The organism is Novosphingobium clariflavum, from assembly GCF_026420865.1.
Classification (GTDB): Bacteria; Pseudomonadota; Alphaproteobacteria; order Sphingomonadales; family Sphingomonadaceae; genus Novosphingobium; species Novosphingobium clariflavum.
On the sequence record NZ_JAPCWC010000005.1, the window covers coordinates 222,996 to 235,863 of the forward strand.

Consider the following 12,868-nt stretch of genomic DNA (forward strand, 5'->3'; position numbering starts at 1 on the left):
ATCCTTTGACCGAGCCTGCCATCACCGATAGCGCCGCCCCCTGCGGGGACAGTGCCAGCCTGCTGATCGTCGAGGATGACCCGACGTTCGCGCGGACCTTGCGCCGTTCGTTCGAGCGGCGCGGATACCGGGTGAGTTCCGCCGCCAGCCCGGAAGAGGCCGAACGGCTCTGCGCCGCCGCCGATTTCGACTACGCGGTGGTCGATCTCAAGCTCGGCGCCTCGTCCGGGCTCTCGGTGGTGCAGATGCTGCATGGCCGCGCGCCGCAGACCCGCATCGTCGTGCTGACCGGCTACGCCTCGATCGCCACCGCGGTGGAGGCGATCAAGCTCGGCGCCTCGCATTATCTCGCCAAGCCCTCCAACACCGACGACATCGAGGCGGCCTTCGCCAGTGGCGGCGAGGGGGATGCCAGCGTGCCGGTCGACGGGCGCAAGAGCTCGATCAAGACGCTGGAGTGGGAATATATCCACGGCACCCTGGTCGAGTGCGACTTCAACATTTCCGAGGCGGCGCGCCGCCTCGGCCTCCATCGCCGGACGCTCGCGCGCAAGCTCGAAAAGCGCCAAGTCTAGAGCGTTCTTCGATCGGAGTGGAACACGCAGTGACTCGGAAAACGCTCTAGGCGGTGGCGAGGAGGGGAGAGAGATGGCCGATCATTCCGCGCCGAGAAAGGCGCGCCTGCCTGCGGTCGATCCGCGGGCGCTGCTGACGTTCCGCGCGGTCTGCGAAACCGGTTCGATCAGCGCGGCGGCGCGCGCGCTCAACCTCTCGCAGCCTTCGGTGTCCAACACCATCGCCTTGCTGGAAAGCCGGCTCGGCACCGTCTTGTTCGAGCGCGGGCGCGGCGGCATCGTGCTGACGCGCGAGGGGCTGGTGCTGCAGCGCCGCTCCGAGGCGCTGGCGACGCTGCTGGCCGATGCGGTGAGCGACGTCGAGCATGCCCGCCACCGCATCTCCGGCCCCTTGCGCATCGGCGGCACCCCCGGCGCGCTGCTGACGCTGCTGCCCGGCGCGATCATGCGCATGGAAGCGGCTATGGGCGACTTCGCGCTGAGCGTGGTCGAGCGGCCGGACGCCGAACTGCACGAGATGCTGCGCCAGGGCGAGATCGAGCTGGCCATGGTCACCACCCGCATCGAAACGATCCCCGAGGGGATGACCGAGGTTACCGCCGCGCGCGATCCCTTCGCGCTGATCGTCGGCCGGCATCATGCCGCGCTGGGCGAGCGGATTTCGCTGCGCGAGGTCGAGGCGCTGCCCTGGGTGCTGCCCGAGGCGCGCGGCGCCTTCCGCCGCCAGGTCGATGCCCTGTTCATCGCCGCGGGCGTCTCGGTGCCGCGCACCACGATCCGTTGCGACTCGCTGCTGACCACCCGCGCCATCGTGCGCGACACCGACCGCGTGACCGTGCTGCCGCGCACCGTGGCGCTCGACGGCATGTCCGACGGTTCGATCCGCGCCATCGCCATTGCCGAGGCGGTGTTCGAGCGCAGCGTCGGGGTACTGCGCATGGCAGGCGGCGCGCTGTCGCCGCTGGGCGAGGCCATGCTGGCGGCGCTCCCGCCTGTTCCATAGTTTTTCACTATGGTGATCTGAAATATCATTATTTTACTTTGGGTGCCCGGACCCGCTAAACCGCTCTCAGGCCCGACAAATGGGCCGAAAGATAAAGACGGGAGAGAGCGATGCGGACCCTGATCCGCGATGTATCCATCTTCGACGGCAGCGGCAGCGCTCTCCAGACCGGCTCGGTGCTGGTGGACGGCGAGCGGATCGCCCGCGTGGCCTATGGCGCCGACGCGCTGGCGGGTGAAACCGCCGAGGTGACGATCGACGGGCGCGGCAAGACGCTGATGCCGGGGCTGGTCGACGCTCACACCCACCTCACCTGGGGGTCTTCGGTCGAGAAGATCTACCACCAGTTCATTCTTCCGCCCGAGGAACTCAAGGTCGCGGCCTGGCGCAATGCGCGGGTGCTGCTCGACCACGGTTTCACCTCGATCTACTCGGCCGGCGCGCTGGGCGACATGATCGAGCCGGAACTTGCCCGTGCCATTGCCGCGGGCGAGACCCCGGGGCCGCGCATGGTGCCCTCCACCCTCGAACGCAGCCCCGAAGGCGACGAAGGCGTCGATACCGGCGACGTGTTCAACGGCCGCGGGCCCGACGCGATGCGCCGCTTCGTGGCCTACTGCAAGGATGAGGGCGTCCAGTCGATCAAGCTGGTCGTCTCCGGCGAGGACGCGCTGAAGCCCGGCTCGGCCATGCAGGTGCTCTACACCCGCGAGGAACTGGAAGCGGCCGGAGAGGCCGCGCGCGAGGCCGGCCTGTGGATCGCCGCGCATACTTATTCGCCCGAGGCGATCGGCCTGGCGCTCGATGCCGGTGCGCGCATCCTCTACCACTGCTCCTTCGCCGATGATGCCACTCTCGAGCGCATGGCGGCGGACAAGGACAGGTTCTTCTACGCCCCCGGTCCCGGCGTTTCGGTCGCCGCGCTGGAGGCCAATCCGCCGCCGCATGTCGACATGACCCACATGAAGGCGAGCGCGAACGAGCGCATGGGCCTCGAAGGCAAGCTGGTGCCCGAACTCAAGGCGCGCGGCGTGCGCATCCTGACCGGCGGCGACTATGGCTTCCCGTTCAATCCGCATGGCCGCAACGCCCGCGATCTGGAGCATTTCGTCCAGTACTTCGGCTTCACCCCGGCCGAGGCCCTGCGCTCGGCCACCCAGTACGGCGGCGAGCTGATGGGGCTCGAGGTCGGGCTGGTGAAGGAAGGCTGGCTGGCCGACCTGCTGTTGGTCGACGGCGATCCCACCGCGGACGTCGCGATCCTGCAGGACAAGGACCGGCTGGCGATGATCATGAAGGGCGGCGCGCTCCACAAGGCGCCCGCCGAGATCGCGGCAACAGAGTAACCAGGGGCTGAATCGATGACTTACGACGTGGTTGTCGTAGGCTGCGGCCCGGTGGGCGCGCTGGCCGCGAACCTTCTCGGCCTGAAAGGGCTCAAGGTGCTGGTTCTCGAACGGGAACTGGAACACTACCCGCTGCCGCGCGCGGTCCATCTCGATCACGAGATGATGCGCCTGTTCCAGTCCGCCGGGGTGATCGGCCAGGTCGAGGGCGACATGATCGCCACCGACGGCCATCTTCACGTCGGCGCCGACCACGGCGTGATCCGCTACATGGGCACCGTGGGCAAGCCGCGCCCGTTCGGCTGGGCCAACGACTACTTCTTCTACCAGCCCGAACTCGAAGCGCACTTGCGCGAGGGCTTTGCCGCCATGCCCAACGTCACGCTGAAGCTGGGTGCCAGCTTCACCGGGCTGACGCAGGACGCGGACGGGGTGACGGTCGACTATCTCGGCGGCGCCGAGGCCCGCAGCGTCCGGGCCCGCTGGGTGATCGCCGCCGACGGCGCCCGCAGCGCCGTGCGCAAGGCGCTGGGCGTCACGCTCGACGATCTGCGGTTCGAGGAGCCCTGGCTCGTCGTCGATGCCGAAGTCGAAGGGCCGGTGGCCTTCCCGCCGCTTTCCGGCGTGCCCGAGGGGGCCGATCTCCAGCGTCTTTCGGTGATGATGTGCGATCCTGCGCGCCCCGCCACGGTGGTGCCCGGCCGCCGCGACCATCGCCGCTGGGAGTTCATGCTGCTTCCCGGCGAGGACGACACCGCGATGATGGCCCCCGAGAAGGTCGCCGAACTGGTCGGCGCGTGGATGGCCGATGTGCCGCACCGGATCGTGCGCGCCGCGACCTACCGTTTCCACGGCCTCGTCGCGCACCAGTGGCAGGTCGGCAACGTGTTCCTCGCCGGGGATGCCGCGCACCAGACCCCGCCGTTCTTCGGGCAGGGCATGTGCCATGGCCTGCGCGATGTCGCCAATCTGGCGTGGAAGATGGATGCGGTGGCCAACCACGGCGCCGCGCCTGCGGTGCTGGCGACCTACCAGCGCGAGCGCGATCCGCATGTCCGCGCGGTGATCGGCGCGGCGGTCGCGGCCGGGCGCTATATCTGCGAACTCGACCCCGCCAGGGCCGCGCAGCGCGATGCCCGCATCCGCGCGGAAGCGGCGCAAAGGTCGGGCGAGACCGCGCATGACCTGATCCCGGCGATCGGCGAGGGTGTGATCCTTGCTGGCACTGCCGGAGCGGGTGGACGCTTCGTGCAGCCGGTCCTCACCGACGGCCGCAAGCTCGACGACCTGACCGGCGGCGACTGGCGCCTCTTCGTGCGCGACGATGCCGTGCCGGGGCAGGCCGAGGGCGTGACGCGCATCCTCGCCTCGACCCTGCCGGACCATGGCGCGGTGACCACATGGCTGGACGATCACGGCGTCGATGCCGTGCTGGTCCGCCCCGACCACTATGTCTTCGGCACTGCCGGCGACAGCGCCGAAGACCTGCTGGCCGCCCGCGCGGCGCAGCTTTCCAGCCATCAGGAGCTTGCCGCATGACCCTCACGCTTGCCGCAGCACAGACCATCGTCACCGGTACCCTTGGCGAAGCGCGGGCGCGGGGGGCAAGACCGCTCGCGGTGATCGTGCTCGACGCGGGCGCCCACCCGGTCGCCTTCGCCCGCGAGGACGGGGCGAGCCTCTACCGCTTCGACATCGCCAGGGCCAAGGCCGAGGGTGCCGTGGGCATGGACGCGGACACCGCGGTCCTGGCCGAGCGGGCCAAGGGCAACCCGGTCTTCTTTCAGAGCGTCACCGCGGCGGTCGGCGGCCGCATCGCGTTCTCGCCCGGCGGGGTGGTGATCCGCGATGCCGCCGGCACGCTGATCGGCGCCGTCGGCGTCAGCGGTGACACCGGCGAATGCGACGCCGACTGCGCCCGCGCCGGCCTGCGCGCGGCGGGTCTTCTTGAGGAGCAAGAGCCATGAAACTGCGCAGCATCGAACTGGCGCTGCCCGATCCGGCGGCCGCCGCCACCTTCATGACCCGGATCTGGGGCATGGCCGAGGCCGAGACGAAGGGGGACACGCATTACCTGCGCGGCTCCGGCCCGTTCCCCTACCTCGTGGCCTTCGAGAAGGCACAGGACGAGTTCGTCCGCTCGACCACGTTCGTCTGCACCAGCGAGGAACTGGAAGCGCTCAAGGCCCGCGTTACCGCCGCCGGATGGACGGCGAGCCCGACCACGAGCGACGACCTCGGCGGCGGCCACGGCCTGCTGGTCGAACTGCCCGAAGGCACGATCCTGCGCTTTCTGGTCGGGGCCGCCGAAGTCGCGCCGATCGCCGGGCGCGACCTGCCGGTGAAGCTCACCCACGTGGTGTTCAACGCCGCCGATGCCGAAGCCTGCGGCCATGCGGTGGAGGACATCCTCGGCTTCCGCGTGTCCGACCGCACCAAGGGCATGGTCTTCGTGCGCTGCAACGACAGCCACCATTCCACCGCCTTTGCCCGCGCCGGGTTCGCCTCGCTCAACCATGTCGCCTTCGAGATGGAGGACATCGACGCGGTGATGCGCGGCATCGGCCGACTGCGCGATCATGCGATGGTTCCCGCCTGGGGCCCCGGCCGCCACGGCCCCGGCGCCAATGTCTACGCCTACTTCATCGCTCCGTTCGGCCCGGTGATCGAGTTTTCGACCGCCGTGGAGAAGGTGCCGGAGGACTATCAGGCCGGCGCGCCGGAAGACTGGACCTGGCCGCCGAACCGCATCGACCAGTGGGGTATCTCGGACAAGGATTTCGATGGCCTGCGCCAGGCCGAGGAACGCTTCCGCTTCCGCCGCGACTGGCAAGCCGCGCCGCTCTGACCATTTGACCGCCGCCGCCCGAGAGGCGGGGGCAGGGGAGACTACGCATGAACCGTTACATCAGCTTTGAACGTCCCGATGGCACCAGGAGCTTCGGCCGCCTCGAAGGGGACAAGGTGATCGATCTCGGCGCTCCCGGTGCGGATGCCTGGCTGAAGGACGTGCTGGCCGGCGATCTCGCCGCGCTGGCCGCGACCGGTGAATTCGCCTTTGCCGCCGTGAAGCTGCTGCCGGTGGTTCCGAACCCGGAAAAGGTCCTCTGCGTCGGCCTCAATTACGCCACCCACGTCGCCGAGACCGGCCGCGAGCAGAAGGAACACCCGGCGATCTTCACCCGCTGGGCCGACAGCCTGATCGCCGACGGCGATGCCATGGTCCGCCCGCCCGAAAGCGTGCGGTTCGACTACGAAGGCGAACTGGCCGTCGTGATCGGCAAGGGCGGCCGCCGCATCGCGCCCGAGAACGCCTGGCAGCACGTTGCCGGTTTCGCGCCGTTCAACGACGGTTCGATCCGCGACTGGCAGCGCCACAACATCCAGTTCACCCCCGGCAAGACCTGGCCCGGCACCGGCGGCTTCGGCCCGGCGATGGTCGCCGCCTCGGACGTCGAGGACCTCGCCTCGCAGCGCGTGCAGACCCGCGTCAACGGCGAACTGGTGCAGGACCAGCCGATCTCGGACATGATCTGGGATATTCCCACGGTCATCGCCTATTGCTCGACCTTCACCGACCTCAGGCCCGGCGACGTGATCGCCAGCGGCACCCCCGGCGGCGTCGGCGACAAGCGCAAGCCCCCGCTTTACCTCAAGGCGGGCGACAGCGTGGAAGTTTCCATCGGCGTGATCGGCACGCTCACCAACCCCGTCATCGACGAAGCCTGACAGACCAACGACAAGCATAATACGAGGGAGAGAACCATGAACACCATCCGCAAGGTCGCACTGCTTTCGGGCATCGCGCTCGGCACGCTCGCCGCTCCTGCCATGGCGCAGGACGCGGCGGCCGCTCCGCAGGCCCCCGAAACCACCTCCACCAGCGACATCATCGTCACCGCCCAGCGCCGCGCGGAGAAGGTGACCGAGGTGCCGATCTCGATCACCGTCGCCAGCGCCGCCCAGCTCGAGCGCCAGCAGGTCAATACCGTCAACGACCTCGCCCGCATCGCGCCGAGCCTCGAGATCCAGCAGGCGCCCGGCCAGAACACCGGCGGCGGCGGTTCGATCCGCGGCATCGGCACGCAGACCTTCTCGCCCGGCGCTGTCGCTTCGGTCGGTGTCGTCGTCGACCAGGTCAGCCAGGGCAATGCCAATATCTCCGACCTCTTCGACGTTGCCCGCATCGAAGTGCTGAAGGGCCCGCAGGGCACCCTGTTCGGCCTGACCACCTCTGCGGGCGTCATCAACATCACCACCAACAAGCCCGATTTCACCCGCTTCTCCGCCCGCCTGCGCACCGAGCTTTCGGATGCCGGCACCGCGGGTTCGAAGTACGGCAACCAGGTGGTGCAGGGCCTCGTCAACGTGCCGCTGGCATCCAATGCGGCGCTGCGCGTCTCGGGCGTCGCCAACTTGCGCCAGGGCGTCAACCGCAATGCCACCACCGGCGAGCTCAACGATACCGACCGCTACGGCCTGCGCGGCCGCCTGCTGTGGGAGCCGACCGACCGCCTGACCGTCAACCTGATCGGCGACTATTCCAAGAGCCGCTACGAGAACGGCGGCGACTTCTTCACTTTTGTGAAGACCAGCGGTCCGGGCTACTTCTTCGGCGGCGCCGGCGAGGATGCGACCGGCATCACCGACCGTCTCGAGTCCTGCGGCGTCACGGCCAAGGCCGGCAACCGCAACTACTGCTCGGACGAATCCTACGTCGGCCATACCGAGACCTACGGCGGTTCGCTCCAGGTCGATTACGAGGCCGATCCCTTCACGCTGACCTCGATCACCTCGGTGCGCAAGTCGGGCGAGTCGGGCTACGGCGCGGCGTCCAACGTGTTCCGTGCCGATGCGCTCGAACTCCAGGTCCACAACTCGCCGGTCAACCGCGATCTCAGCCAGTTCACCCAGGAACTGCGCATCAGCTCGGCGGCGGGTAACCCCATCGAATATACCGCGGGCATGTTCTATTCGAACCAGAAGCAGACGCGGGATGCCGAAGTCGTCGACGTGACGCTGGTGCCGTTCCCGGGGCTCACCATTCCGATCGTCACCAACACGACGCCGCAGCTGACCATCCGCGACGAATCGCTCGCGGTCTTCGGCCAGCTCACCGGTCATGTGACCGACGCCTGGCGCCTGATCGGCGGCGTGCGCTACACCACCGATCGCCTCTCGCTCGACACGTACGACACGCTCGGCGCGCGCGACGGGGGCACGCACCTCAATGCCAAGAAGTGGTCCTGGCGCCTCGGCACCCAGTACGACATCGCGGCGAACACGATGGCCTACGCCACCGTCTCGCGCGGGTTCAAGGGCGGCCAGATCGCGGTGCCGACCAATGAAGATCCCTATGTCGTGCTGCCCGAAGTCCCCACGTCCTACGAAGCGGGCGTCAAGGCGACGCTGTTCGGCGGCTGGGTGGCCGATGCCAGCGTGTTCTACATGAAGATCGACAACTTCCAGGCGCAGAACTGCACGGTCGACAGCACCGGCGTCATCTCGTGCGACCAGACCAACATCAACGGCGTCAAGACGCGCGGCGCGGAGATCAACTTCTTCGGCAACGTGACCCGCAACCTCTCGCTCAACACCGGCTTCATCTACGCCAAGGCGACGTATCCCAAGAACTTCATCGGCACCGACGGCACCAATATCGGCGGCAGCCAGCTGGCCTATTCGCCGCGCTACAAGTTCACGCTCTCGGGGCAGTACGACATGCCGCTCGGCGATAACTTCGGTGCTTTCCTCGCGCTCGACACCCAGTGGAAGTCGCGGGTGCGCTACGAGGCCAACTCGGTCTCCGACACCACCTTCAAGGCGCACTGGATGGTGGGCGGCCGCCTCGGCGTGAAGACCGCGGATGACCGCTACACGGTCGCCGTCTTCGTGCGCAACGCCTTCAACGTCCACGAGCCGGCGCTGATGCAGAGCGACTTCCCCTACACCAGCCAGAGCTACTCGGGCGCCTACGAGCCGAACATCGGCGCGATCTACGGGCCGATGTCGTACCGCAACATCGGCATCAGCCTGGACGCCAAGTTCTGATGCCCCAGACGCTGGACCGCCTGCTCCGAGGGGAGCAGGCGGTGAGCGCGGCGATCAACGCGGTGCTTTCCGCCGCGTTCTTCGCCCTGGTCTTCGGGCTTTCGCAAAGGATGCTGGCAACCGGCGCGCCGGATCGCCTGGCGCTCGATTTCCTGCCACAAGGGCTGATGGTCTCGCTGATGGCATCGCTGGTTCCCGCGCTCGTGATGCGCGCGAAGCTGCGCAAGGCGGGGCTGATCGCCGCGGGTGAGGGGCCGGAGCCGGGCGAGATCGCGCGCACCGTGCTGAAAGGCGTGCTGGCGGGGCTTGCCAGCGCGGCGGCACTGGCCGCGCTGGCGCTGTTCGGTCCGCTGGACGCGGTGCCGAGCCTGCCGGCGCTGGTGTTCAAGATCGTCTACGGGGCAGGGCTGGGGCTGGTCTGCACGCGCTTGGCGCTCACCAGGCTCTACGCCGGCAGGATTGCAGGGAGCAGCGTATGAACGGGGGCATGAACGGGGGCATGAGCGCCATTATCCGCGATATCGGCACCCGCCTCGGCCCCGACGTGGTCGCGGCGATGCGCGATCTCTACGAAGCCGAACAGGCCCCGCTCGCCGCCGCGCTGCCGCCAGTCGCGCTCGACTGCGCCTATGGGCCGGATGCGCGCAACCGGCTCGACCTTTACCGGCAGGGGGAGGCGGGCGAACGGCGTCCGGTCGTGCTCTTCGTCCACGGCGGCGGCTTCCTCGTCGGCGACAAGGGCGGGCCTGACACTTGGGCCAATGCCCATGTCGGCCGCTGGGCGGCGGCAAACGGAATGCTGGGCGCGGTGATGAACTACCGCCTCGCGCCGCAGCACATGTGGCCTTCGGGGGCGGAGGACGTCGGCCTCGCGGTCGACTGGCTGCGCGGCCATGCCGCCGGTCATGGCGGCGATCCCGAGCGTATCTTCCTGCTCGGCACTTCGGCGGGCGCGGTCCATGTCTCGGCCTTCCTCAAGGCACGCGCGGATCATGAGGGGCTCGTGCGCGGCGCCGCGCTGCTTTCCGGGCTCTACGGCGTCACCCCGCTCGACGAACGCGACATGCGCTATTACGGCCCGCAGGACTGCTATGCCCTGCGCATGCCGCTGAGCGCGGTGATGGAAACCCGCCTGCCGCTGCTGCTGGCCTGCGCCGAGTTCGATCCGCCGCGCTTCCAGGCCGAATGGGCCAGCATGATGCAGGGGCGCCTCGGCCGCCACGGACGGCTGCCGCGCGCGCACTATGCCTCCGGGCACAACCACTACTCGATGGCGATGCACCTCGGCACGGCGGACCGCCGCCTGTCGGACGAATTGCTCGCCTTCTTCGCAGACCATGACTGAGAGGCCCCCGATGACCGATCTTACCAGCCTGAACCGCCGCAGCCTGCTCGCTGCCGGCGCCATGGCCGCCGCCGCGCCGATGATGGCGCGTGCCGCCGCCAGGCGCCCGAACCCGGCGTTTCCCGAGGGGTTCCTCTGGGGCGCCGCCACCGCAGGACACCAGGTGGAGGGCAACAATGTCGCCTCCGACCTCTGGTTCGTCGAGAACCAGAAGCCGACGATCTTTTCCGAGCCGTCGGGCGATGCCGTGGGCAGCTTCGAACTCTGGGCGACCGATCTTGACATCGTGAAGGGGCTTGGCCTCACCTCCTACCGTTTCAGCGTCGAATGGGCGCGGATCGAGCCGGAGAAGGGCCAGTTCTCGCAGGCCATGCTCGATCACTACAAGCGCATCGTGGAAGGCTGCCATGCGCGCGGTCTCAAGCCGCTGGTGACCTTCAACCACTTCACCGCACCGCGCTGGTTCAGCGCGCAGGGCGGCTGGACCAACCCTGACGCTCCCGCGCTCTTCGCGCGCTACTGCGACAAGGTGGCCCGCGCCTTCGCCGACGGCATGACGATGGCGATGACGCTCAACGAGCCGAACATCCTGCTGATCCTCAAGCACATGCTGCCGCCGCCGGTATGGGACATCCAGCGCGCGACGATGGAGACCGCGGCCAAGCGCCTGGGCGTCGCCAAGTTCGTCTGCGCCAATGTCGCCGCGCCCGAGGACGTCGAGGCGATCGAGCAGGGGCTGATGGCCGGGCACAAGGCGGCGCGCAGCGCGATCAAGGCGGTGCGCGGCGATCTGCCGGTGGGCTTTACGCTGTCGGTGATCGACGAGCAGGCCTCGGGCAAGCACTCGATGCGCGACCAGGTCCGCAGCGACCTCTACGGCCGCTGGCTGGAAGCGGCCAGGCAGGACGATTTCATCGGCGTGCAGAACTACGAACGCGCGGTCTGGAGCGACAAGGGCAGGCTGCCCCCGCCTGCCGGAGCCGACCTCAACTGGTCCGGCACCGAAGTCTGGGCGCCCTCGCTGGCGGGCGCGGTGCGCTACGTCCACGCGGCGACCAAGATCCCCGTGCTGGTCTCCGAACACGGCGTCGGCACCGATGACGACACGCTGCGCGCGCGCTTCATCCCGGCGGCATTGGCAGGCCTCAAGCAGGCGATGGACGATGGGGTGCCGGTGCTCGGCTACGTCCACTGGTCGCTGCTCGACAACTACGAGTGGATCTTCGCCTACAAGCCGCGCTTCGGCCTGTGCAGCGTGGATCGCACGACGTTCGCCCGCACCCCCAAGCCGAGTGCCTCGGTGCTGGGCGGGATTGCGAAGCGCAATTCGCTGTAAGGGGAAGGGATGCAAGCAGGGGGTCAACACCCCCTGCACCCCCATTACCGTCCAGGTCAGGTGCTACCTGTCCGATGCGCGCCCATGGCAGCGCCGGAAGACTTTTTGGCTGCGCCGCAGGGAGCGCACCACGGATAGGCAGGGCGCGCGGTGGACTTTCTGAGGGTCTGGGGGATCTCCTGAGCTTGTCGAAGGGCCCCAGGACTTCCGCTTGTCTTTCTTCAGGCCACCACCACCCGGACCCCGGCTTCCCGCAGCTGCTCGGCCATCTCGGCGGGGATACCGGCATCGGTGACCACCACGTCCACCTCGTCCAGCCCGCAGACGATGGCGCCGGAGGAGGAGCGGAACTTGGAGCTGTCCACCAGCAGGATCACTTCCTCCGCCCGGTCCATGAAGCGGCGCTCGGCGGCGACGAGGATGACGTCCTGCTGCATCACCCCCTGCGGGCCGACGGCGGCGGCGCCCATGAACAGCTTGGGCGCGTGGAAGCGCGGCATCGAATCCTCGCCCGCCGGGGCCAGCACGATGTTCTGTTCGCGGAACACCGTGCCGGAGGGCAGCAGCACCCGCGTGCCGGACTGCGGCAGCAGGGCCTGCACGATGTGGAGCGAGTTGGTCAGCACCTGGCAGTCCAGCCCGTCGAGGTGGGCGCACATCTGCAAGGTGGTGGTGCCGCCGTCGAGCATGATCGCCTCGCCCGGCTGGCAGAGCGCGGCGGCGGCCCGGCCGATCGCCTGCTTGGCGGGCAGGTGCTGGGTGATCGACTGCTCAAAGGGCGTTCCGGCAAGGCCCGGCTGGCGGTCGGCGCGCTCCTCGGGCAGCTTGGCGCCGCCGTGGACGCGCAGGAGCTGGCCCTCCTCCTCCAGCCGCGAGAGATCGCGCCGGATCGTTGCGGGCGAGGCGTCCAGCTGCGCTTCCAGATCGCGATAGGTCACGAAGCCGCTGGGCCGCAGGGCTTCGAGGATCAGTCTTTCACGCTCGGTCGAATGCATCGTATTCCTGTCGCCCATGCGGGGGTGGGGGGCGGGGGAGGCCGCTGGCCACACCCATGCCGCCAATTTCGCTCAAAATCCATCATTCTCGTTTTTGAAAATGCCCAGGAGGGCATTTTCAGGGCGGCACCGGCCCTCTCCCCCACCCGACCACCCATGAGCATACCCTGTCGGGCGGCCGGGTGGGGGAAAGGGCCGGTGCCGCCAAAATCCGGCA

12 protein-coding genes are annotated in these 12,868 nt (G+C 68.5%); 11 read left to right on the forward strand and 1 reads right to left on the reverse strand.

Annotated elements, in window-relative coordinates:
• The first annotated feature begins 5 nt into the window (after positions 1-5).
• The 11 genes from OKA11_RS09150 (at position 6) to OKA11_RS09200 (ending at position 11,656) form a co-directional block, all read left to right on the forward strand.
• On the forward strand, positions 6-575 hold the full coding sequence (locus OKA11_RS09150; protein ID WP_379489438.1) for a response regulator transcription factor: 570 nt from the start codon (positions 6-8) through the stop codon (positions 573-575).
• A 73-nt stretch (positions 576-648) separates the two neighbouring features.
• Positions 649-1,578 (forward strand): LysR family transcriptional regulator, encoded by a 930-nt coding sequence (locus OKA11_RS09155; RefSeq protein ID WP_267219902.1) that lies wholly within the window; start codon positions 649-651, stop codon positions 1,576-1,578.
• Positions 1,579-1,688: 110 nt separating this feature from the next.
• Positions 1,689-2,924: an amidohydrolase family protein gene (locus OKA11_RS09160; protein WP_267219903.1), complete on the forward strand. Its 1,236-nt coding sequence runs from the start codon at positions 1,689-1,691 to the stop codon at positions 2,922-2,924.
• 15 nt (positions 2,925-2,939) lie between these two features.
• The gene (locus OKA11_RS09165) at positions 2,940-4,463 is read left to right on the forward strand and encodes a bifunctional 3-(3-hydroxy-phenyl)propionate/3-hydroxycinnamic acid hydroxylase (RefSeq protein WP_267219904.1); all 1,524 of its coding nucleotides are present in this window, start codon (positions 2,940-2,942) and stop codon (positions 4,461-4,463) included.
• On the forward strand, positions 4,460-4,891 hold the full coding sequence (locus tag OKA11_RS09170) for a GlcG/HbpS family heme-binding protein (protein WP_267219905.1): 432 nt from the start codon (positions 4,460-4,462) through the stop codon (positions 4,889-4,891). The genes OKA11_RS09165 and OKA11_RS09170 overlap by 4 nt, the downstream gene beginning before the upstream one ends.
• The gene (locus tag OKA11_RS09175) at positions 4,888-5,772 is read left to right on the forward strand and encodes a VOC family protein (protein ID WP_267219906.1); all 885 of its coding nucleotides are present in this window, start codon (positions 4,888-4,890) and stop codon (positions 5,770-5,772) included. Before OKA11_RS09170 ends, OKA11_RS09175 begins: the two co-directional genes overlap by 4 nt.
• A gap of 47 nt (positions 5,773-5,819) precedes the next feature.
• A complete protein-coding gene (locus OKA11_RS09180) occupies positions 5,820-6,653 on the forward strand; it encodes a fumarylacetoacetate hydrolase family protein (protein ID WP_267219907.1) in 834 nt (277 codons plus the stop codon).
• Between the two features lie 36 nt (positions 6,654-6,689).
• Positions 6,690-8,975 carry a TonB-dependent receptor gene (locus OKA11_RS09185; RefSeq protein ID WP_267219908.1) on the forward strand — a complete coding sequence of 762 codons (2,286 nt, stop codon included), beginning with the start codon at positions 6,690-6,692 and terminating at the stop codon, positions 8,973-8,975.
• Entirely contained in the window at positions 8,975-9,454 is a 480-nt protein-coding gene (locus OKA11_RS09190; RefSeq protein WP_267219909.1) for a hypothetical protein, read from the forward strand. The genes OKA11_RS09185 and OKA11_RS09190 overlap by 1 nt, the downstream gene beginning before the upstream one ends.
• Before the next feature lie 20 nt (positions 9,455-9,474).
• Entirely contained in the window at positions 9,475-10,320 is an 846-nt protein-coding gene (locus OKA11_RS09195; RefSeq protein WP_267219910.1) for an alpha/beta hydrolase, read from the forward strand.
• 10 nt (positions 10,321-10,330) lie between these two features.
• Positions 10,331-11,656, forward strand: a complete 1,326-nt coding sequence (locus OKA11_RS09200) for a family 1 glycosylhydrolase (protein WP_267219911.1) — start codon at positions 10,331-10,333, stop codon at positions 11,654-11,656.
• A gap of 221 nt (positions 11,657-11,877) precedes the next feature.
• Here the strand turns inward: OKA11_RS09200 and OKA11_RS09205 are convergent, their stop codons facing one another.
• Positions 11,878-12,651 (reverse strand): DeoR/GlpR family DNA-binding transcription regulator, encoded by a 774-nt coding sequence (locus OKA11_RS09205; RefSeq protein ID WP_267219912.1) that lies wholly within the window; start codon positions 12,649-12,651, stop codon positions 11,878-11,880.
• Positions 12,652-12,868: the final 217 nt, after the last annotated feature.

What these genes read in the sequence shown, in the direction of transcription:
- OKA11_RS09155 (WP_267219902.1), top strand. Translation starts at nt 649, where the DNA reads ATGGCCGATCATTCCGCGCCGAGAAAGGCGCGCCTGCCTGCGGTCGAT.
- OKA11_RS09160 (WP_267219903.1), top strand. Translation starts at nt 1,689, where the DNA reads ATGCGGACCCTGATCCGCGATGTATCCATCTTCGACGGCAGCGGCAGC.
- OKA11_RS09165 (WP_267219904.1), top strand. Translation starts at nt 2,940, where the DNA reads ATGACTTACGACGTGGTTGTCGTAGGCTGCGGCCCGGTGGGCGCGCTG.
- OKA11_RS09170 (WP_267219905.1), top strand. Translation starts at nt 4,460, where the DNA reads ATGACCCTCACGCTTGCCGCAGCACAGACCATCGTCACCGGTACCCTT.
- OKA11_RS09175 (WP_267219906.1), top strand. Translation starts at nt 4,888, where the DNA reads ATGAAACTGCGCAGCATCGAACTGGCGCTGCCCGATCCGGCGGCCGCC.
- OKA11_RS09180 (WP_267219907.1), top strand. Translation starts at nt 5,820, where the DNA reads ATGAACCGTTACATCAGCTTTGAACGTCCCGATGGCACCAGGAGCTTC.
- OKA11_RS09185 (WP_267219908.1), top strand. Translation starts at nt 6,690, where the DNA reads ATGAACACCATCCGCAAGGTCGCACTGCTTTCGGGCATCGCGCTCGGC.
- OKA11_RS09190 (WP_267219909.1), top strand. Translation starts at nt 8,975, where the DNA reads ATGCCCCAGACGCTGGACCGCCTGCTCCGAGGGGAGCAGGCGGTGAGC.
- OKA11_RS09195 (WP_267219910.1), top strand. Translation starts at nt 9,475, where the DNA reads ATGAGCGCCATTATCCGCGATATCGGCACCCGCCTCGGCCCCGACGTG.
- OKA11_RS09200 (WP_267219911.1), top strand. Translation starts at nt 10,331, where the DNA reads ATGACCGATCTTACCAGCCTGAACCGCCGCAGCCTGCTCGCTGCCGGC.
- OKA11_RS09205 (WP_267219912.1), bottom strand. Translation starts at nt 12,651, where the DNA reads ATGCATTCGACCGAGCGTGAAAGACTGATCCTCGAAGCCCTGCGGCCC.